The sequence below is a fragment of the Corynebacterium glaucum genome, assembly GCF_030408855.1.
Taxonomy (GTDB): domain Bacteria; phylum Actinomycetota; class Actinomycetes; order Mycobacteriales; family Mycobacteriaceae; genus Corynebacterium; species Corynebacterium glaucum.
Map to the genome: position 1 here is coordinate 158,577 of NZ_CP047358.1, position 19,921 is coordinate 178,497.

A 19,921-nucleotide genomic window follows, 5' to 3' on the forward strand; every position below is an offset into this window, starting at 1 on the left:
CCAATTGTCCACAATCCCGGTGCGCCTACCAAAGGAACGAGGGTGCCGCGACTTTAATGACCAGGCATGAAATGGCAGATCTGGGTAGCCGTAATCGCGCTTGTCGTGGGTGCGCTCTTGCCAATGAGCCCCGCATCCACCTGGACACGAGCCGACGCCGACGCTTCCGCAGCCGCCGGTGCGCCGCAGGGTTCGCGGGGTCCGGACGGCCTCGACAACGCTCGTCGCGCGACCAGCGACGCCGCGTCGCAGCTCAGCTTGCTCACCGCAGGCACGTCGCAGCTTGTCGAAGGGGTCGGAGAGTTCGATAAAGGGAAGCAATCGCTTGTCGACGCCCTGTCCAGCGCAGAGACCGGCTCCCGCGAACTGTCCAACGGCATGGTGCAACTGCAGGCCGGCACCGGCCAGCTGGCGACGGGGGCGACCCAGGTTGCTGACACGATCGGCGGTGTCGTCGACCAGGTGGCTGGCTTCGACGCGGTGCGTGGCCAGGTTGTGGCCTCGATCGACCGTGCGCTGGAGGGGACGAAAGGCAGCAAGGACCGGGACGTGGTTGAGGCGCGCAAGGCCCTGGAGGGGCTGCGCTCCCAGGCTGTGACCGCGGAAATTCCGCCGGATGCGCTGGTGCAGATGAACCAGCTTCGCGACGGCTCACGCGAGCTGGCGAACCAGCTTTCAGTGCCTGGTTACGCGTACCACGATGGCGTGTACACGGCGACGAACGGTGCCGCCGAACTGGCCAAGGGTCTCAAGGAGATGAACGAGAACTCCGGTGAAATTGTCGACGGCATCGAGGAGCTGACCGCGGGTGCAGAGCGCATCGACGAGATGGCGAAGAAGTCCTCGGAGAAGGTCTCCGCGGTGCGCGCGGCGCTGCCGGTGGCCCCGGCGGCTGCCGCAAATGGCCAAACTGCGAACGGTCAGGGTGCGGAGGCTGAACAAGTGCAGGTGTCTTCGCTGTCGCCCGTGGCCGCAATGCTCATCGCCGCGTTACTCACACTCGGCGGCGTTGCCCTCGCTGGGGCAGCGATGGCTCTATCGCGCCGCAACTTCGCTGTGTTCGCGGGCGGTGCTGTGCTGCTCGCGCTTGCCAGCTGGATCCTGGTTGTCGTACTCGGCGCGGGCTTCGATGCGGGCCAGCTCGCGATTGCGGGGCTTGCGTTGCTGCTCGGCGCGTTCGCGGCGGCCGGCCTCCCGGCTGCGCTGGCGTCGGCATTCGGTGCCCCGGCTGGGTTCGGAGTGGCCTCTGCGCTGGCACTCGTGCAGGTCGGGCTAGTCGGCTGGGTTTGGCGCACCGCTGCGGCTGCACCGGTGGCGGGTGCTTGGTTGACGGCCTCCTCGGCTGCCCCGATGCACTGGACCACGGCGGCGCTCTCTGCAAACGGGAACAACGGTTCGCTGAGCGCCCTGATCTCTAGCTTGCTCCTGTCGCTGGTACTTGCGACGGCTGGCCTGGCTGCAATCGACGCTCGGACGCGCCGCGGCGACGGCCACGACCTCTAGCCCCGCTTTAAGGTTGTTAACCCCTGGTTATCAACCTGTTAAGCCTTAGCTAGCTCTCCCGACATCAAGGCGGCCGTTGTCGACAAGGACCAGGTCCGTGGCGATTACATCGACAACACCACCGTCGCTCGCCTGACCCTGGACAAGTGGTGGACCGCGCAGTCGGCAGATACGACCGATAAGCCGAAGCAGGACGACACCAAGCAGCCCGACGCGCCGAAGCAGGATGACTCCAAGAAGGAGGAGCCGAAGAAGGACGACAAGGACGCAAGCTCCCTGTCTCCGGCTGGTATCGCTGGCATTGTCATCGCAGTGCTTGCAGCCCTCGCTGGCATCGCAGCCTTCGTCGCACCGCAGATCCAGAACTTCCTGCCGAAGTTCTAACGCAGCGGTTATAACGCAGCGCTGAACAAACTGAACCCCTCCTCAACTCACTCAATCTGGGTGAGTCGGGGAGGGGTTCGGCGTTTGTTAGAACGGCAGCTTGATGCCCAGGTTCGGTAGAGCGAGAGCACCACCGACAATTGCAGCGATGATCGTGATGAGCGCACCGACCACCACGTCGAAGTTGCTCTGCTTCGAGCTCAGCGTCGAGGAGAGGTCCAAAGTCGGCGCGGTGCTGATCTCCGGGTAAACAACCTGTTTGCTGGTGCCAAGCGCACACGCCTCAGCTGCCTGGCGATCCGATGCCGCAATCTGGTTGCTTCGCTTGTGCGCGTCGCCTGCCGGAGTCGCCTCCCACGCGGCGACAAGCTTGTCCAGGGTGGCCTTGTCCATCTTGCCCACGTTGTTCAGCGGAATCGGATCCAGAACCGGGGACTCGGTTCCAGCCCTCACTCGAAGATTGTCCAGGTCGATGCCTTCGAGAGTGACGGCGGTCGTAGGCTCCACCGTTTTCAGCAATAGGCGAGCGCTGGTGTAGTCAAAAATGAGGTCGTCGTTCAAACCTGCTGCCTTGAGTGCTTCACGCTGCTCGGTCGAGATCTCCGGCTTCGTGGTGGCGGTGGCATTCTCGAACAGCGTCGAGCCAACCTTCGCCGCATCAGGGAAGACAGTCTCAATCGCTTTCACGAGATCGCGCGAACGCTCGTAGGGGCCGAGCGTTTTCGAGTCGTCGAAAAGCTTTTGTGCGAACTTTTTCTCTCCTGGGGTGAGAGTGACCTGACAGTGGTTGTCGCTACCCCTGGGGCCGAGGGTGGCGGCTTGGGCGGGGGTGGTGATGGTGGTCAGGGCGACGGCGCATGCGGCGATGGCGGTGACGGCGCGACGTGCGGACATGGGAAGCTTCCTTTGCAGAATCAACGTTGATAGAGGCGGTTCTACTTTGCTTAGCGCTACGCAGGTGTGAAGAGTTACACAAGTTCGGCGTGTCCGGCCTCTGGTAAGCCTGGAATGAGAGCCAACGAACCAGAAAGGACCAAGGAGGATCCCTTGAACACGTTCAAAACCGTCGCCCTCGTTGCTGGTGCAGCCGCATCCGTTTTCGCGGTGAGCGCTTGCTCGACGGACAGCGCTACCGACAGTGCAGACGAGACCACTGCAGCATCGCAGAGCAGTCATGAGGGCCATGAAGGCCACGGCGCTGGCGGCCACGAGCACGACCACCCGGAAGATGGCGGCCCGGCACCGGCCGGCATCGAGGAGGCCGAGAACCCGACGTACCCGGTGGGGGAGGAGGTCATCCTCACTGCTGACCACATGCCGGGCATGGACGGCGCGCCAGCAACCGTGTCCGGCGCGTTCAAGACTTACATCTACGCGGTCACCTACACCCCGACCGACGGCGGCGACCCGGTGGTCGACCACAAGTGGGTTGTGCACGAGGAGTTGGACAACGTCGGCGATGAGCGGCTTGCCGACGGCGCGACCGCTGTCATGAACGCCGAGCACATGAGCGGGATGAAGGGCGCGGAGGCAACGATCGTATCCTCGACTGATGAGACGGTGTACATGGTGGACATCGACACCGACGAGATGACCATGAAGCGCCACAAGTGGGTCGTGGAGAGCGAGATCCAGCCGAAATAAGCCTTATTGGAAAGCGTTCTCATCGGCACGACGGAATATATACGGGATGATCTGCGAGTTTATGTGATAAACCGAGTGTTTACCTAGAGTTAAGGAACTGGCAAGCGGCTGGGCATAGCGTGAGGATTGGTTGAAAAACCACTAAATTTTCCCACCTCTCCGAAGGGATAGCTTCATGCGCTTCTCATTGAAGGCAGCAGCTTCCATCGCCAGCGCATCAGCGCTGACCCTGGCAACCCTGCCTATGGCGGCCGCAGAAACCGCCCCCTACCAGTCCTTCAACGGCAAGGACTCCTGCATATCTATCGATTCCAATGGCAACGTTCGCGCACCCCAACCAGGCGAGTGCGCGCAGTTTGGCAAGGGTGGCCCGGGTAACTCCGATGCCCAAGCGCGAAACGTCATCTTCATTCTTGGCGACGGCATGGGCCATCAAGAGATCACCGCCGCCCGCAACTACCTCAAGGGCGCTAACGGTCGTTTTGACGGTCTCGACAACCTGACGGCATCGGGCGCCTACACCACCTTTGCTATCGGCAAGGACGGAAAGCGTCAGTACGTTACCGATTCTGCCGCATCGGGCACGGGCTGGACCACCGGTACGAAGTCCTACAACGGCGCGCTGGGCGTGGACATCGCAGGCACCCCGCACGAAAACCTCCTCGAGATGGCGAAGAATTCCGGCATGCGCACGGGCAACGTGTCCACCGCCGAAATTCAAGATGCCACGCCGGGTGCACTGGGCACCCACTCGCGAAACCGCTCTTACTACGCACCTTCCGGTGAAAAGAAGGTCGTCGGTGAAGAGGACGCCCGCGAAAACGGCGGTCTTGGTTCGATCTCTGAGCAGATCATCGACACGCGCGCTGATGTCACGCTCGGTGGCGGCCGCAAGTACTTTGACACTGAGGTTGTAGAAGGCGGTGAAAACCGCAACCCGTTCCTCACCAACAAGAACGACGGTGGAAAGGAATGGGAGGCTGGCAAGACCGTTCGCGAGAACGCTGAGGCTAAAGGCTTTCAGCTTATCGACGACAAGGACGGCCTCGCTGGGATCACCGTAGCGAACCAGGACACTCCGGTTCTTGGCCTTTTCAATGACGGCAACATGACTCGTCGCTACGAGAAGACAGTTCCAGTGAAAACCGATGGCACCACCACGCCGGAGGTCTGCAAAACGCAGGATAACGGCAACGAACCCACCGCAGCGGAGATGACTAAGAAGGCCATCGAGTTGCTCGATGACAAGAACGCCGAGAAGGGCTTCTTCCTTCAGGTTGAGTCCGCCTCCATCGACAAAGCTGACCACGACGCCGATGCCTGCGGCATGATCGGCGAGACTGAGCAGATCGACGAAGTGATTAAGGCTGCGCTCGACTTTGCCAAGGCAGACGGTGACACTCTTGTCGTGGTCACCGCAGACCACGCTCACACCGCAGAAATCGTCCCCGACGGCCAGCCGTCGGTTTCCCCAGTGACCCGATTGAAGGTTGCCAAGGATTCCCGCGACGGCCAGGACAATGTCATGTCCGTGGCCTTCGGAACCGTGGCATGGCAGGACAAAGATGGCAACGACACCTTTGCCTCGAAGAAGATTGGTGACCCGTTCGACAACCCGAGCTTTTCCATGCAGCACACCGGAACTCAGGTGCGCATCGCCGGCTTCGGCCCAGGCTCGGAAAACCTCAACGGTCAGATGGATCAGACCGATGCGTTCTATGTGATGGCGAACGCAATGCGTCTCAACGGCGGGACCGAGGGTGGTCAGAAGCCGTGGGACATCACCAGCGGCAACAAGCTGCAGTCCCTCGCGGTACGCAACGAGGCGAAGGGCAGCGACGAGTTGTGCTACCTGGTGAAGCCTGGCACCGCGCCGGCGGTCGGTGACTGCGCTCAGTTTGGCAAGACCGGCCAGGGCATTGACAAGACCAAGGCGAAGAACGTTGTCGTGATGATCGCCGACGGTACCGGCGACAGCGAAATCACTGCGGCCCGCAACTACCTCAAGGGTTCCGCTGGTCGCTTTGAGGGCCTGGACAACTTGGACTACACCGGCTACCAGACCACCTTCTCCCTCGATAGGGAGACGGGACTGCCGGATTACGTTACGGATTCGGCTGCGTCCGGCACCGCCTGGAACTCGGGCGTGAAGACCTACGACGGTGCAATCGGCGTTGACCTCAACGGCAAGCCCGTTGCCACCATGGGTGAGATCGCTAAGGCTCACGGCATGAAGATCGGTAACGTCACCACCGCAGAGGTGCAGGACGCCACCCCAGCTGCGTTCGCCGCTCACGCGCTTTCCCGCTCTGATTACGCTCCGTCGGGCGGCAAGGATCTCAAGCAGGCGCAGGACAAGCAGCTGCGCGAGAATGGCGGTCTCGGCTCGATCTCCGAGCAGATCGTTGATCTGCGTGCAGATGTCACCCTCGGCGGCGGTGCGAAGTACTTTGATGCAGACGTGAAGCAGGGCGGCCGATTCGGTGCGGGCACCGAATGGACTGCAGGCAAGTCCGTGCTCGAAAACGCTAAGGACAACGGCTACCAGGTTGTCTCCAACGCCTCCGAGCTTGCTGCCCTTCAGAACAGCGACGAGCCGATCCTGGGCCTTTTCTCTGACGGGAACATGCCGCGTCGCCTCGACCGCCTCGTACCGACGAAGGATGGCGCGAACGCGGATTCCAAGGTCTGCGCCGCAAACCCGAAGTTCACTGACGAGACCCCGACGCTGGCAAACATGACCGGCAAGGCACTGGAGTTGCTGCAGAACGACAACGGCTTCCTCCTGCAGGTTGAGTCCGCATCGCCGGACAAGGCAGCGCACGATTCCGATCCGTGCGGTCTGTTTGGTGAGGTCGGTCAGTTCGACGAGGCGATCTCCGTTGTCCAGCAGTGGGCAGAGAAGACCGGCGAGCCGACGTTGATCATCGCAACCGCGGACCACGCTCACGCCACGCAGATCACCTACAACGACACTGAAACCGCTGGCCTGACCTCCAAGGTGCTCACCGCTGATGGCAGCCCGATGACTATCAACTACTCCAACACCACGGAGCTCGAGTCCTCCTCCAAGCCGGGCACGCCGGGTTACGAGGAGCACACCGGTACCCAGGTGCGAATCGCGGCTTCCGGTCCGGGTGCGGCGAACATCACCGGTCAGATCGATGAAACTGACATCTTCTATGCCGTGATGAACGCGCTGCAGCTTGATCCGTCGAAGAGCAGCGGCGATACTCAGCAGGCAGGCGACGATGCTGGCAAGGGCACTGACAAGAGCGCCAACACCAGCTCCCAGGGCAGCTCTGATAAGCCAGCGTTGTTCGTGGTCGGCGTGCTGGCCACCATCACTGCCGTTCTCGGTGCGATTGGATTCATCTTCCAGGATCAAATCCAGCCGTTGCTGGCTCAATTCCTGCCGAAGTTCTAACCCACGTGCAGCGCGCGCTTGAGCGCAGCGCGCACGAAAAACCCGCCGGGCAGACTGCCAGGCGGGTTTTGCCGTGTTGGTCGGGATAACAGGATTTGAACCTGCGACCTCTTCGTCCCGAACGAAGCGCGCTACCAAGCTGCGCCATATCCCGGTACTCGGAACACTCTACTCCCGCCCGATACAACCGCCAAAACGGCAGTTCAGCGGGATTATCGCTGTTCGGTGATGCGGAGGCGCACGGCTGTGGGCGGGCAGAAGAAGCGCACCGGCGCGTACTTCGACTGGCCCAAACCAGGCGAGACGTGCATCCACATGTCGCCGTAACGGTGCAAGCCGGAAGCGCGCTCGCGGTCGATGTCTGCGTTGGTCACTAGCGGGCGCCCGCCGGGCAGGCAGATCTGCCCGCCGTGGGTGTGGCCCGACAATGCGAGCTGGTAGCCGTCAGCCTCGAAGGCATCGAGCACTCGCCGGTATGGTGCGTGCAGCAGACCGAGCGCCAGATCCGCATCTGGGTTCGGCTTGCCCGCGATCTTCGAGTACTCGTCCAGCTCGTGGTGCGGGTCGTCCACACCTGCAACCGCGAGGCGGAGGCCGGAGGCCTTGAACTCCAGTCGCTGGTGGGTGGCATCCTGCCAGCCACGCTCGATGAACGCGGCACGCATCCCCTCCCAGGGAAGGTCCACGTAGCTCGGTTCGCGCTTCTGGTCCAGCAGGTATTTCGTCGGATTCACCGGCTGCGGCGCCCAATAATCGTTGGTGCCAAATACGAACACACCGGGCACATCCAGCAGCGGCCCCAGCGCATCCAGCACCCACGGCACACCATCCATGTCGGAGAGGTTGTCGCCGGTGTTCACCACCAGGTCGGGCTCGAGCTCCGCCAGCGCCTGGACAAACTCTACTTTTTTGCGCTGGCCAGGAATCATGTGCAGGTCTGCAACGTGCAAGATGTTAAAGCTCTCGCGGCCTTGCAGCGTTCCCGGCTCGAGCAGTTCGAGCGAGTAATCCACCACTCGGAAGTCGCGGGTTTGCAGCGCGCCCCAAGTGATCGTCGATAAGCCTAGAGCTCCGGTGATGGCAAGTGCGCGAGATTTCTTCATTAACCCGACTTTAGCGCTCAAGTACGCTTGGGGCCCATGAGTGCATTGAAAGACCAGATCCGCGCCGACCTCAAAGAGGCTATGAAGGCCAAGGAGAAGGAGCGCACGGGCACGATCCGCATGCTGCTCGCCGCCATCCAGACCGCGGAGACCGAGGGGTCGAAGCATGAAGTCGATGACGACGAGATTCAAAAGATCATCGCCCGCGAGATCAAGAAGCGCCGCGAGTCGGCCGAGATTTACCAGTCCAACGGGCGCGAGGACCTCGCCGAAGCAGAACTCAACGAAGCAGCAATCCTCGAGGCCTACCAGCCCCAGCAGCTCACCGATGCAGAGCTTGCTTCGCTTGTCGACGGAGTGGTTGACCGCCTCGGCGCCACCTCCATGGCCCAGATGGGCGATGTGATGAAGGCCGCCACGGCAGAAGCTGCTGGCCGAGCCGACGGCAAGCGCCTCTCCGGTGCCGTCCGGGCGCGCCTTGGGAACTAGCAGCGTAACTAGCGGAAGTACTGCTGGAGGCCTTCCGCCATCTCGTTGAGCTGGCGCTCCAGCTCTTCGGTGTCGATCCCGCTCGGCTCCGGGCTTTCGGAGCCGGAGTTGTCGTTGTCATCGTTGTCCACGCGGGGGCTTGTGGTGGTACCGCCGGGGCGGGTGCCCGTGCCGTCCGAGGCGTTCAAGGTGACTAGGGATCCGCGGGCCAGGTTCGGATCTGCTGGGGTGACCGAGACAACCTCGCCCTTGGGTGCGCCACCGCCGTACACCGTGACGATGGTGACGGTGTAGCCCTCGCCTTCAAGCTTCGCCTTGGCGGCCTGCGACTGCATGCCGATAGCTTCATCGAGCACGCCGCGACGGGTGCCCTTGTCGTAGCCTTCCGGTGTCCCGGGCAGCCCCGCTTCAGCGGCACCAGGAACTCGGAGGGCAGCCTGGAACCATGTGTCTGCGGCCTCGTTGCCGCCGAACAACGTGCCGTTTGCGCACTGGCGGACGGGGCCGGTGCAAAGTGGGGTGGTTTGGGTGCCGTCGTTGAAGATGTACGGCGCAGCAGCCAGCCCGCGGGTGAACCCGAGGAACGCCGATGACTGGTGCGACTCCGTGGTGCCCGTCTTTGCCGCAACGGGGGCGCGCCACCCGTTCGCGCTCGCAGCGCGCGCGGCGGTGCCCTTGGTGGTGTCGTGCGACATGCCGTTGGCCAGAGCGGCTGCGATATCGGGCTCAACTGCTTGTTCGCAATCCGGCCGCTCGATGTAGACCTCCTGGCCGTACTTGTCGGTCACGCTCTTCACCGGGTTCGGTTCGCACCAGCGGCCCTCAGAGGCAAGCGTGGCTGCGACGTTGGACAGCTCAAGCGCGTTGACTGGGGTGGGCCCGAGCGTGAACGCGCCCATGTTGTCCTCTTTGGCTGCGGTCGCGATGGAGCGGCCGTCGCCAAACGTGCCCTCGTCCTGGTACGAGCGCATGCCGAGGCGCACCGCGATGTCGACGGTGTTGGCCACACCCACCTGCTGAACAAGTTCGATGAACGTGGTGTTGGGGGACTGCGCGAGCGCATCGCTCAGGCTCATTCGCGGAGCGTACCGGCCCGCGTTCTCCACGCAGTACGCGTTGGGCGGGCACCCTTCCGCGCCGCCATGGCCCATCCCGTAGACCACCGAGCGGGTGGGCACCTCCAACATGGTGTTCAACCCGTAGCCCTGCTCAAGCGCTGCGGCGGCGGTGAAGATCTTGAACACCGATCCGGCGCCGTTGCCCACCAGCGAGGTCGGCTGCGGCATGATCGTCTGGCTTTGGTCCAGGTCGAGACCGTAGAAGCGCGAAGACGCCATTGCGACGATGTCGCGCGAATCCGTGCCCGGCGCGATCACGTTGAGTACTTCGGCAACACCGCCAGCCTCGGGCGAGACGTTGTTGCGCACCGCAGTTTGGGTCGCATCCTGGATCGCCGGGTCGAGGGTGGTTGTGATCGTGTACGAACCGTGCTCGAGGTCCTCCTGGGTGAGGCCCTTTTCTGCAAGATATTTCAGCGCGTAATCGCAGAAGAATCCGCGGTCGCCGGCACCGAGGCAACCGTCGGGAAGCAAATTGGGTTCCTCGAGCACACCGAGTGGCTCTCCTGCGATGGAGTCAGCCTCCTGCTGGCTGATGTAGCCCTCGGCCGCCATGTTGTTCAGCACGGTGTTGCGGCGCTGAGTTGCCCCGTCGGGGTTGGTGTACGGGTTCAGGTACTCGGAGGACTGCAGGATGCCGACGAGGAGTGCGGCCTGCCCCGGGTCGAGATCCGCGGCGGGCTTGTCGAAGTAGGTGCGCGCAGCTGCCTCAATACCGTAGGCGTGGTTACCAAAGGAAACGAGGTTGAGATAGCGGGTGAGGATCTGGTCCTTGGTCAGTGTCTTATCCAGGTCCGAGGCCATCCGCATCTCGCGCAGCTTGCGGGGGATGGACTGCTCGGTAGCGGCGCGCGCGTCCTCGTCATCCTCCGCCTCGATGAGCCAGAGGTAGTTCTTCACGTACTGCTGGTTGATCGTGGACGCGCCCTGCTCCACCCCGCCGGCCAGCACGTTGGTGACCATGGCGCGGATGAAGCCCTGCATATCCACACCTTCGTGTTCGTAGAACCGGCGGTCTTCGGTAGCTACCAGAGCGTTCTTCACGTGGTCGGAGATTTCCTCGCTGGCCACTTCGTAGCGGCGCTGGTGGTATACCCACGCCATCGGGTTGCCGGCCGCGTCCGTGATGGTGGTGACGCCTGGGACATCACCCCCGGACATGTCCGAAAGGTTGGACTGCATCGTCTCATCTGTGCGGGCAACGGCCATGCCACCGATGCCGACTATGGGCGCGATGCACAGCGCCATTATCAACCCGGCCGTAACCATGGCGACCAGGAGTTTTGCAAGTGACCTCAGGGCAGACACGTCACTACCGTAATTCATGCTGCGGTGAGGGGGAATACGTAACTCCCCCCGATTTTGTGATCCATTCGACAGCGAATATTGCCTGTGAATACACTTACACGCGTAACGCACATGTTGTTGTGGGGCGCTGAGGTACTGGCCTGTCAAGTATTTCACGGAGTGCCCCGCTGCAAGAATCTGCGGCATCTCGCAGATATCTCCTGAAAGGGGCCTGACATGACCGCCACGCTGGGACAGACCGCCGTTGATGCCCGCAGCACCACCCCCAAAAAGTGTGATGCAGCTGGCAACCTGGTTTTTGATCGGGGGGAGTGGGTCACTCAGGCGCACTGTCGCTCCGGAGATCCGGATGCGCTCTTCGTCCGCGGGGCGGAACAGCGCAAGGCGGCAGCGGTGTGCCGCCGTTGCCCGGTGCTCGTGGAGTGTCGTGCGGACGCGCTGGACAACAAGGTCGAGTTCGGGGTGTGGGGCGGTTTGACCGAACGTCAACGTCGCGCAGTGCTGCGTAAAAACCCGCACGTCACTGACTGGGCTACCCACCTCGCCACCGGAGGCGAGATCGAAGGCCTCTAAGCGCCGACGCGACCTCCGGGCAGCGGTACAGTGGATCTCATGACGAAATGGGAATACGCCACCGTGCCGCTGCTTTCGCATGCAACCAAGCAGATCCTTGATTCCTGGGGCGAGGACGGATGGGAACTAGTTGCCGTGACCCCGGGCCCGAACCCAGACAACGTAGTCGCCTACATGAAGCGGGAGTTGAGCTAAACCATGGCCAAATGGAGCGATCGTCTCGCTGAACTGGGGATTGAGCTGCCGGCTGTCGCCGCTCCGGTCGCTGCGTACGTCCCGGCAGTGCGCACCGGCAACCAGGTGTGGACCTCCGGCCAGCTGCCGTTTGTGGACGGTGAGCTCGCCGCCACCGGCAAGGTCGGTGCCGCAGTATCGCAGGAAGATGCGTACACCTACGCCCGCCACTGCGCACTGAACGCAATCGCTGCCGTTGATGCCTTAGTCGGTGTCGACGAGATTGCACGAGTGCTCAAAGTGGTCGGCTATGTCGCCTCTGACCCTGATTTCACTGGTCAGCCGGCGGTGGTCAATGGCGCTTCGGAACTGATGCAGGAGATCTTCGGAGAGGCTGGCGAGCACGCTCGCTCCGCCGTCGGGGTTGCCGCGCTGCCAATGAATGCGCCCGTTGAGATCGAGCTTGTCGTCGAGCTGCGCGCCGCAGGCAGCTAAAGTAGTGGTCATGGAACATCCCGCCTACAGTCAGCTTCGCCCGGTGACGGCTTCCGCAGCCGTCGTCTTGGCACCGAACCCGAGTTACGCGGCGCTTGAAGGCACGAACTCCTGGGTGATTCGTGCACCCGAGGATGAGTTCAGCATCGTTGTTGATCCGGGTCCTGCCGACGAGGGGCATCTCAACGTGCTTCAGGCGCGCGCCGAGAAAGTCGCTCTGGTGCTGCTCACGCACCGCCACCACGACCATGCAGATGGTGCACAGCGCTTCCGCCAGCTTGCAGGAGCGCCGGTTCGCGCTTTCAATCCGCAGTATTGCTTGGGAGCGGAGCCGCTTACCGACGGCGAAGTGATCAGCGTCGACGGCATCACCCCGACGCTGAAAGTGGTGGCTAGCCCGGGTCACACCCGCGATTCGGTGTGCTTCTACGTCTACCCGACCAGAGATCAGTCGGGGGCGCCGGAGGCGATTCTCACCGGCGACACGATCGCTGGCCGCCACACCACCATGATCTCTGAGACCGACGGTGACCTCGGTGACTATCTGGCCACTCTGGAGCGGCTGCAAACCGACGGCAAGGATGTCACCCTGCTTCCGGGCCACGGCCCAGAAGGAGCGGATCTGTCTGCGTACGCTCGCAAGTACATCGACCGTCGAAACCTACGCCTCGACCAGATCCGGGAGGCACTCGCGAAGTATGGCGAGGACGTGGACATCAACACCCTGGTGGACGCGATCTATGACGATGTCGACCCGGTTTTGCGCGGCGCGGCAGAGCAATCCACCCGGGTGACGCTTCGCTACCTGAAACAGCAGCAATAAGCAGCGGCCGCAGTACAGCTAGCGGGGCGCCCCGCTAGCGTGCGCGCCGAGCGAGGTGCTCGGTGTCCACGATGAGCACGCTCTTGCCCTCGAGGCGGATCCAACCGCGGTGAGCGAAGGTTGCAAGCGCCTTGTTCACAGTTTCGCGGGAGGCGCCCACCAGCTGGGCGATTTCTTCCTGCGTCAGATCGTGATTGACACGCAGCGCGCCCCCCTCTTGGGTGCCGAAGCGGTTTGCCAGCTGGAGCAGGGTCTTGGCGACACGGCCGGGGACATCGGTGAAGATAAGGTCCGCGAGCGATGCGTTGGTGCGGCGCAGGCGGCGAGCAAGGACGCGAAGCAGCTGCTGCGAGATCTCCGGGTGCTCATCGATCCACTGCTTGAGCATCGTCGAGTCCATCGTTGCCGCCGTGACCTCGGTGACGCAGACAGCGGAAGAGGTGCGCGGGCCGGGATCGAAAATGGAGAGTTCGCCGAACATGTCGGACGGGCCCATCACGGAGAGCAGGTTTTCGCGGCCGTCGGGAGCGTGGCGTGCGAGCTTCACCTTGCCGGAGACGATGATGTAGAGCCGGTCGCCTGGCTCGCCTTCGTCGAAGATCGTCGTTCCGCGAGGGAACGTCACGGTCTCCATGTCCTCGATGAGGGCACCTACCGCAGTAGGGTCAACCCCCTGGAAAATGCCCGCTCTGGCAAGGGTCTCCTGCACGCCTTCCATTGAACCTCCTCGCGCGCCCCATGAGGGGAGTGAGCATCACGCTAACTACGTGCGGGTACTGCGTGGTTTTTCTCACTCGGGGCATGAAATTGTGATTTCATCACATCTCGCTCTGACGTTAGCGAGACTACCATCACAATTTTTTCCATGAGAGCTAATCGGCTAAAGATCCTATCCCAGCGATAGCTCCGGTTCCCACGACGGTGCGCTCGATTCCTTCCATACCCACGGTGAACAACCCGACACCCAGAGGCACTAGCGCCACTAAAAGGAAACTCATGGTGTCCATCCTACGGGCTAGCATGATCGGCATGCCTGAAAATTCAGAAACGCCTGCGGGGACCGGTAGGGCGGACAACGGGGCGTCGATAAGCAAGCGAAAGCTCCGGCGACCAGGCACCCACCCGGCTGCGAAGGGGACGGAGACCGACCTTGGGAGGGTGCGCCGCGCGCGACGCATCAACCGCACGTTGGCGGCGACTTTTCCTGATGCCCATGCGGAGCTCGACTTCACGAACCCGCTTGAGCTGTTGGTGGCGACGGTGTTGTCGGCGCAAACCACCGACGTGCGGGTCAATCAGGTCACCCCGGCGCTGTTTCGCGCATATCCGTCCGCGGCCGACTACGCGGAGGCGAATCAGGCCGAGGTTGAGGAGCTGATCCGCCCCACGGGATTTTTCCGGTCGAAGGCGGCGAACCTGATCGGGCTGGGCCAGATGCTGGTGAGCGAGTACGGCGGGGAAGTGCCGGTGAAGGTGGAGGATCTGGTGCGGCTGCCGGGAGTGGGGCGCAAAACTGCGCATGTGGTGCGAGGCAATGCATTCGGGCTTCCGGGGCTGACCGTGGATACGCACTTTCAACGTCTGGTGAAGCGACTTGCGCTGACCGAGGAGACGGACCCGGTGAAGATCGAGCACGCCGTGGGGGAGCTGATTGAGAAGAAGGAATGGACGATGTTCTCCCACCGGATCATCTTCCACGGGCGTCGCGTCTGCCACGCCCGAAAGGCCGCGTGTGGCGCCTGCCCGATCGCGTTCGATTGTCCTAGTTTCGGCCTCGTCGGCCCGGCTGAGCCCGCGGAGGCGGCCGCGTTGGTGACGGGGGAGGAGCGCGAGCACATCCTGCGTCTGGTTGGCATGCCCGACGCTGAAAGCGAGAAGGAGTAAGCAAGCGTGCAGAAATCGGCGATCTGGAGCGTCGTGGCGGTGGCCGTGGTCACGGTCTTAGTGCTTGCGGGCGCGTTTGTGCTGCTGCGCGGCGGTGAAGACGACGCGGCCTCGGACGCCGCGCCTTCGGAATCGGCGGTGGGGCCGTCGCAAATCACGTTTGTGCCGAATGCGGACCAGCGCGCGGATTGCGTCGCAGGTGGCGTCGGGGGCATCGATCTACCGTGCCTCGGCGGCGAAGACGTGCCCGGTGAGCTCAACGACATCACCGTGGTGAACCTCTGGGCGTGGTGGTGTGAGCCGTGTCAACGCGAGCTACCGATTACCCAGGCGCTTGCCGACGCGCACCCGGAGTACAGCGTGGTCGGGGTGCATGCCGACGCAAACGCGACAAACGGGGTCGCGATGATGAATGAGCTGGACGTGTCGTTTCCCAGCTACCAGGACGACACGAATCGCTTTGCGGGCCTGCAGGGGCTGCCCGGAGTGGTGCCGATCACGCTGGTGTACCAGGGCGGCGAACCGGTGGGTATGTTCCCGCAGGCATTCAACTCCCTGGAGGAGCTCGAGGCGGCTGTCGACGGGGCGCTCTCCTGATGGGGCGCGCTACCGGCGATGTAGATCTGCGCCCAGATGCGGCGCCACAGTGGCTGCGCCCGCTGATCGCTCAGCTGGGAACATCTGAGCACTCCGGTCGGGTGCGCGAGATGTTGGCTTCGCGGGTTCCACAGCGCGACCGTGAAGATGAAGCTGCTGTGCTGATCGTGTTCACCGGCGATCCGCATGCGGCAACCGTCCCGGACGATGCGGCGGTGCTGATCACCCACCGGCACCCCAAACTGCGCAGCCACTCCGGGCAGATGGCATTTCCCGGCGGCAAGATCGACCCGGGCGATTCCGGTCCTGTCGACGCAGCGCTGCGTGAGGCCACAGAGGAGACTGGCCTCGAGCGCCACCGCGTGACCCCACTTGGGGTTTTCGACGCGGTCACGACCGGCGGTTCGCGCAAACGGGTGCGCCCCGTGCTCGCCTACGCTGCCGATCCGGGCGAGGTGTACCCGGCCAGCGAGGTGGAGACCGATGACGTATTCTTCGCGCCGCTCCGAGAGCTGGTTGCGCCCGAAAACCGCATCACCGTGGGATGGCGGGGCTGGACAGGGCCCGCATTTCATGTGGGCTGTTACCTGGTGTGGGGGTTTACCGGGGTGCTGCTCAGTGTGGTCTTGGAGTTCGGCGGGTGGGCGCGTTCCTATGACGAGGACACGGTGCACAGCCTTGAAGACACGCTGGCGCAGTCCTGCAACGGGGAGCAGCAGCACTAACCGGGGGTAAGCTAGCCCGGATGCCCGAAGATCCGGAGCCCCAGACAAGCGAAACGTAGAGGAGGTGGCGGCGGCGTGCAGATCGTTCTCGACGCAGCCCTCATCCTGCTGATCGTTATTGCCGTGATCGGAGGCTGGCGTCAAGGTGCGCTGTCTTCGATTCTTTCCGCAGTTGGTGTTGTCGCCGGCCTGGTCGTCGGGCTGGCGCTGGCACCGTTGGCAATGGGTGCGGCCGACGCGCAGTCGCTGCGCGTGGTCATCCTGGTCACCTTAGTGGTGCTTTTCGTCGGCGTCGGCAACGTTGTGGGGGCGGCTGCTGGCGCACAGCTGCGCAACAACGTGCGCCGCCGCTCCACTCAGATCGTTGACTCCGCTGTGGGCGCAGTGTTTCAGGCGCTGGCCACTGCACTGGTGGTTTGGTTCATCTCCATTCCGCTGGCGTCTGCCTTGCCGGGCAAGACCGGTGACGCAATCCGTAATTCGTCGGTGCTCTATGGCATTGACGCGGTGGCGCCGCCGAACCTGAGCCAGCTTCCCGCACGGCTTGCGGTCATGCTGGATGAGACAGGTTTGCCGCCTCTGGTTTCCCCGTTCGGCTCCCCGCGCGGCGGCCACGTGGACGCTCCGGACCCGGACGTGTTGGACCAAGCTGTGGTCAAAACCGCCCGGCCGGCAGTGGTCCAGGTCATGGGCGATTCGGGCTCGTGCCAGCGCCGCCTCATGGGCACCGGCTTTGTCATCGCGGATGATTACGTGCTCACCAACGCCCACGTCGTCGCTGGCACGGACTCGGTGGCGCTGAACACGGTGGTGGGAGTCAAGCGCGCCGATGTGGTGTTCTACGACCCAGACGTGGACATCGCCGTGCTGCGTGCGGAGCGCCTCGGCATCGATCCGCTTGCGTGGCATGAGGACACGCTGGTCAACGGCGATGACGCGATAGTAATGGGCTACCCGCTGTCAGGACCGTTCGAGGCGGCGCCAGCGCGCATTCGCGGCCGAATGAACATCTCCGGTCCCGACATCTACGCCCAGGGCCGGGTGCAACGCGAGGCCTACACCATCCGCGGCGTAATCCGTCAGGGCAACTCTGGTGGGCCGCTGCTCACCCCGGAGGGTGAGGTCGTCGGCATGATTTTCGGCGCGTCGCTGGACTCCACCGACACCGGCTATGCACTCACGACTCAGCAGGTGCAGGAGCGCGTGGGGGAGATCTCCGAGTTGGTCGACCCGGTCGACACCCAGGCCTGCGTCGGCGCGGCTACAGGTCCAGCAGCTTGACGACGGCCATGACAAACGCCGTCGGGTCCTCCACATGCGGCAGCGCGAGCTGCGCAATCGGCCCGTCTAAGTCGCTGTCCTGAGCCGTAAAGGGGCGCAACCGCGATGCGGCGACAATGTGTGAGAGCGCGTTGTCTATGCGGCGGGCTGCGAGGCGCAGCGCCAGGTGCTCCTGAAAGTCCTGTGATGCGTGAAATGCGTCGCTGGTTTCTGCCACAAAGTTGGCCCGCCAGATCGAGTCGAGTGCGCGCTCGCTTAGGCTGAGCAGCGGCGCTGGCAGCCTGGTTAAGGCGGCAGGGAACCCGCTCGAAGTGGGGAGTGAGATCACCTGGTGGATCAGCTCGTTGTGGCGCTTCGCCGCTGCCTTAGCAATTACTGACCCGGTGTCTGCACCCACGACGGCCGCGCGGGTGTGGCCGAGGGTGCGAATGACGCCTTCCACGTCACCGGAGAGGATCTGCAACGTGTCGCCGGCGCGGTGCGGGGGCTTGTCGGACATCCCGAAGCCGCGGGCATCAAGGGCCGCGACGTGGAGGCCATGGGCCGCAAGCGGCGCGATGGCATCTTTGAAGTCGAACCACCCCCCGAAAGCGCCGTGGATAAGCAGGATCAGTGGGTCACCCCGATTGCCAGCCTCCGCAACGTGGAGCCGGGTGCCGCGGGTGTGCAGCATCCGGTGGTTGAAGTCGCCCTCAAGCTCGACGACGTTAGGCGGGTGGGGCGCCACTTGGTTGGTCCCTTCAGCATTGGAAAACGCCCGCGTCCTTAGCGGTCTAAGGGCGCGGGCGTGAGAGGCGGCGTCTACTTGTCGGTGTTGACTGCGGTGGAGCCGCCGCGGCGATCCGCCGGCACGGTGCGTGCTGCGCCCGTGCCAGCCGGTGCGGCCACCGGCGAGGTGGTGTAGAGACCGCTTTCGTCCTTTGCCAGGTTCTGCTGCGCCTGGCCCGGAACCAGGTTGCGCAGCTCGTTGACGGACTGGACGGTGCGCTCCGGTGCCTTGATCTTCTTCAGGTTGCGGAAGCCCAGGAACGCGATCAGACCTGCGAGCGCGAGCATGATCAAGAAGACAATGAGGAACGCCCAGCCGCGGTGCATCCAGGACGCCAGCATCTCAGCCAGCGCAAAGAAGAGGAAGAAGGTGGAGTACAAAGCGATCACGCCCGCGACTGCGAACATGCCGCCACCAATCGCGCCCTTCTTCACCTCGCCGACCACCTCGGCCTTGGCCAGCTCGATCTCGCCGCGGACGAGAGTGGACACCTGCTCGGTCGCGTTGGAAATCAGGGTGCCGATGGAATCCTGGCCTGGCTGCGTCACACCAGTGTCGCGCAGCGGAATGGAGTCCACCTTCGCGGACACGGCTGTGGAACCGCTGGTGTAGAGACCTTCGTTGCTCACTGTTTTAAACCTTCCTCACGTTGCGCGGCTTCGCCATCTCTGCGTGGTTTGCCAGCTTCGTGGCAGCTCGAGCGCAGCGACGCGGAGCGATATCGCACTCAACAGTAGCCATGTTCTGCCCAACTTGCCTAAGAACATGCCCGGAACGTGCCCCCGGTTTCTTCGTCGCCTGCTACTACGCAGAGCGCTTCTCCTTTCGCAGGGCCCGCGAGATAAGCACTCCGCCCACCACAATCGCGGTCACGCCCGCAACCACGCCGGCACCAATGCCCACTTCGCGGGCATTCGGCATCTGAATCAGCGGCACTGGGTCTTTGAAGCTGCGGGTATCCCACCCCTCGCTGAGCGCGTGTTTACGCAGTGCCCGGTCCGGGTTCACCGCGACTGGGTTGCCCACTAACTCCAGCATCGGAATGTCCGTCGCCGAATCGGAGTATGCGAAGCTGGCCTCGAGGTCGTAGCCGTGCTCGTCGGCGAACTGCTGGACTGCCACCGCCTTCGCAGGGCCTTTGAGGTAACGCGTCACCTCGCCGGTGAGTTGGCCGTCGACAATCTCCATCTCTGTGGCAACGACGGTGTTCACCCCAAGCTCGTGCGCAATCGGCTCGACCAGGATCGACGCTGACGCGGAAATGATGATCACGTCGTGGCCGCGGGCCTGGTGCTCTTGGATTAGCTCGCGGGCCTCGGCGTAGATCGCCGGGGTGACAACGGTGCGCATCGTTTCCGTCGTGATGCGCTGTATTTCTTCGATAGACCAGCCCTGCACCATCTGTGCGAGCGCGTCGCGGGTGGTGTCCATCTTTTCGCTGGACTGGCCGACCAGCATGTACGACGCCTTGGTCAGGTACATGTCGATCGCTTCCTGGCGGGTGATCAGGCCGTTGTTGAAAAATTGCTTGCCAAAGGCGAACGCGGACGAGGTCGCGATGATCGTCTTGTCCAGGTCGAAAAACGCCGCAATTTTCGGGGTGGCCATACATCAGCAGTGTAGA

General features: G+C 63.2%; 19 protein-coding genes and 1 tRNA gene. 12 read left to right on the top strand and 8 right to left on the bottom strand.

The window, feature by feature from the left end; genetic code table 11:
* Window positions 1-66 precede the first annotated feature (66 nt).
* Complete coding sequence (locus CGLAUT_RS00760; protein WP_095659044.1) at window positions 67-1,503, top strand: hypothetical protein; 1,437 nt, start codon at window positions 67-69, stop codon at window positions 1,501-1,503.
* A 471-nt stretch (window positions 1,504-1,974) separates the two neighbouring features.
* Here CGLAUT_RS00760 and CGLAUT_RS00765 read toward each other — a convergent pair whose 3' ends face one another.
* Entirely contained in the window at window positions 1,975-2,781 is an 807-nt protein-coding gene (locus CGLAUT_RS00765) for a hypothetical protein (protein WP_095659045.1), read from the bottom strand.
* A 153-nt stretch (window positions 2,782-2,934) separates the two neighbouring features.
* Here CGLAUT_RS00765 and CGLAUT_RS00770 point away from each other — a divergent pair, with 153 nt between their 5' ends.
* Both CGLAUT_RS00770 and CGLAUT_RS00775 read left to right on the top strand, forming a co-directional pair.
* The gene (locus CGLAUT_RS00770) at window positions 2,935-3,531 is read left to right on the top strand and encodes a YdhK family protein (RefSeq protein ID WP_232507135.1); all 597 of its coding nucleotides are present in this window, start codon (window positions 2,935-2,937) and stop codon (window positions 3,529-3,531) included.
* Window positions 3,532-3,706: 175 nt separating this feature from the next.
* Window positions 3,707-6,958 (top strand): alkaline phosphatase, encoded by a 3,252-nt coding sequence (locus CGLAUT_RS00775; protein WP_290185697.1) that lies wholly within the window; start codon window positions 3,707-3,709, stop codon window positions 6,956-6,958.
* Window positions 6,959-7,035: 77 nt separating this feature from the next.
* Here CGLAUT_RS00775 and CGLAUT_RS00780 read toward each other — a convergent pair.
* Together CGLAUT_RS00780 and CGLAUT_RS00785 are read right to left on the bottom strand one after the other, a co-directional pair.
* A tRNA-Pro gene (locus CGLAUT_RS00780) sits at window positions 7,036-7,112 on the bottom strand.
* A 58-nt stretch (window positions 7,113-7,170) separates the two neighbouring features.
* On the bottom strand, window positions 7,171-8,061 hold the full coding sequence (locus CGLAUT_RS00785; protein ID WP_290185699.1) for a metallophosphoesterase: 891 nt from the start codon (window positions 8,059-8,061) through the stop codon (window positions 7,171-7,173).
* 36 nt (window positions 8,062-8,097) lie between these two features.
* Between CGLAUT_RS00785 and CGLAUT_RS00790 the strand changes: the two genes are divergently transcribed.
* Entirely contained in the window at window positions 8,098-8,550 is a 453-nt protein-coding gene (locus CGLAUT_RS00790) for a GatB/YqeY domain-containing protein (protein WP_290185701.1), read from the top strand.
* 8 nt (window positions 8,551-8,558) lie between these two features.
* Here CGLAUT_RS00790 and CGLAUT_RS00795 read toward each other — a convergent pair whose 3' ends face one another.
* Window positions 8,559-10,976, bottom strand: coding sequence for a transglycosylase domain-containing protein (locus CGLAUT_RS00795; RefSeq protein ID WP_290185702.1), 2,418 nt, complete (start codon window positions 10,974-10,976; stop codon window positions 8,559-8,561).
* Window positions 10,977-11,192: 216 nt separating this feature from the next.
* Here CGLAUT_RS00795 and CGLAUT_RS00800 point away from each other — a divergent pair, with 216 nt between their 5' ends.
* Genes CGLAUT_RS00800 through CGLAUT_RS00815 form a run of 4 tightly spaced genes read left to right on the top strand, consistent with a single transcriptional unit; the run spans window position 11,193 to window position 13,041 of the window.
* On the top strand, window positions 11,193-11,549 hold the full coding sequence (locus tag CGLAUT_RS00800; protein WP_095659051.1) for a WhiB family transcriptional regulator: 357 nt from the start codon (window positions 11,193-11,195) through the stop codon (window positions 11,547-11,549).
* 39 nt (window positions 11,550-11,588) lie between these two features.
* Window positions 11,589-11,744 carry a Sp36 family protein gene (sp36, locus tag CGLAUT_RS00805; RefSeq protein ID WP_095659052.1) on the top strand — a complete coding sequence of 52 codons (156 nt, stop codon included), beginning with the start codon at window positions 11,589-11,591 and terminating at the stop codon, window positions 11,742-11,744.
* Between the two features lie 3 nt (window positions 11,745-11,747).
* Window positions 11,748-12,218: a RidA family protein gene (locus tag CGLAUT_RS00810; RefSeq protein ID WP_095659053.1), complete on the top strand. Its 471-nt coding sequence runs from the start codon at window positions 11,748-11,750 to the stop codon at window positions 12,216-12,218.
* Between the two features lie 10 nt (window positions 12,219-12,228).
* On the top strand, window positions 12,229-13,041 hold the full coding sequence (locus CGLAUT_RS00815) for an MBL fold metallo-hydrolase (RefSeq protein WP_095659054.1): 813 nt from the start codon (window positions 12,229-12,231) through the stop codon (window positions 13,039-13,041).
* A 34-nt stretch (window positions 13,042-13,075) separates the two neighbouring features.
* Here CGLAUT_RS00815 and glxR read toward each other — a convergent pair whose 3' ends face one another.
* The gene (gene glxR, locus CGLAUT_RS00820) at window positions 13,076-13,759 is read right to left on the bottom strand and encodes a CRP-like cAMP-activated global transcriptional regulator GlxR (RefSeq protein WP_095659055.1); all 684 of its coding nucleotides are present in this window, start codon (window positions 13,757-13,759) and stop codon (window positions 13,076-13,078) included.
* A 311-nt stretch (window positions 13,760-14,070) separates the two neighbouring features.
* Here glxR and nth point away from each other — a divergent pair, with 311 nt between their 5' ends.
* From nth to CGLAUT_RS00840, 4 genes are all read left to right on the top strand, one after another.
* A complete protein-coding gene (nth, locus tag CGLAUT_RS00825) occupies window positions 14,071-14,925 on the top strand; it encodes an endonuclease III (protein WP_095660955.1) in 855 nt (284 codons plus the stop codon).
* 6 nt (window positions 14,926-14,931) lie between these two features.
* Window positions 14,932-15,522: a TlpA family protein disulfide reductase gene (locus tag CGLAUT_RS00830; RefSeq protein ID WP_095659056.1), complete on the top strand. Its 591-nt coding sequence runs from the start codon at window positions 14,932-14,934 to the stop codon at window positions 15,520-15,522.
* Window positions 15,522-16,247, top strand: a complete 726-nt coding sequence (locus tag CGLAUT_RS00835) for an NUDIX hydrolase (RefSeq protein ID WP_095659057.1) — start codon at window positions 15,522-15,524, stop codon at window positions 16,245-16,247. The genes CGLAUT_RS00830 and CGLAUT_RS00835 overlap by 1 nt, the downstream gene beginning before the upstream one ends.
* Window positions 16,248-16,322: 75 nt before the next feature.
* On the top strand, window positions 16,323-17,528 hold the full coding sequence (locus CGLAUT_RS00840) for a MarP family serine protease (RefSeq protein ID WP_290185706.1): 1,206 nt from the start codon (window positions 16,323-16,325) through the stop codon (window positions 17,526-17,528).
* Here the strand turns inward: CGLAUT_RS00840 and CGLAUT_RS00845 are convergent.
* From CGLAUT_RS00845 to CGLAUT_RS00855, 3 genes are all read right to left on the bottom strand, one after another.
* A complete protein-coding gene (locus CGLAUT_RS00845; protein ID WP_232507136.1) occupies window positions 17,509-18,255 on the bottom strand; it encodes an alpha/beta fold hydrolase in 747 nt (248 codons plus the stop codon). The two genes, CGLAUT_RS00840 and CGLAUT_RS00845, sit on opposite strands and share 20 nt — an antisense overlap.
* Before the next feature lie 74 nt (window positions 18,256-18,329).
* Window positions 18,330-18,926, bottom strand: coding sequence for a phage holin family protein (locus CGLAUT_RS00850; protein ID WP_095659059.1), 597 nt, complete (start codon window positions 18,924-18,926; stop codon window positions 18,330-18,332).
* Window positions 18,927-19,101: 175 nt separating this feature from the next.
* Window positions 19,102-19,905 (bottom strand): HAD family hydrolase, encoded by an 804-nt coding sequence (locus CGLAUT_RS00855; RefSeq protein ID WP_290185709.1) that lies wholly within the window; start codon window positions 19,903-19,905, stop codon window positions 19,102-19,104.
* Window positions 19,906-19,921: the final 16 nt, after the last annotated feature.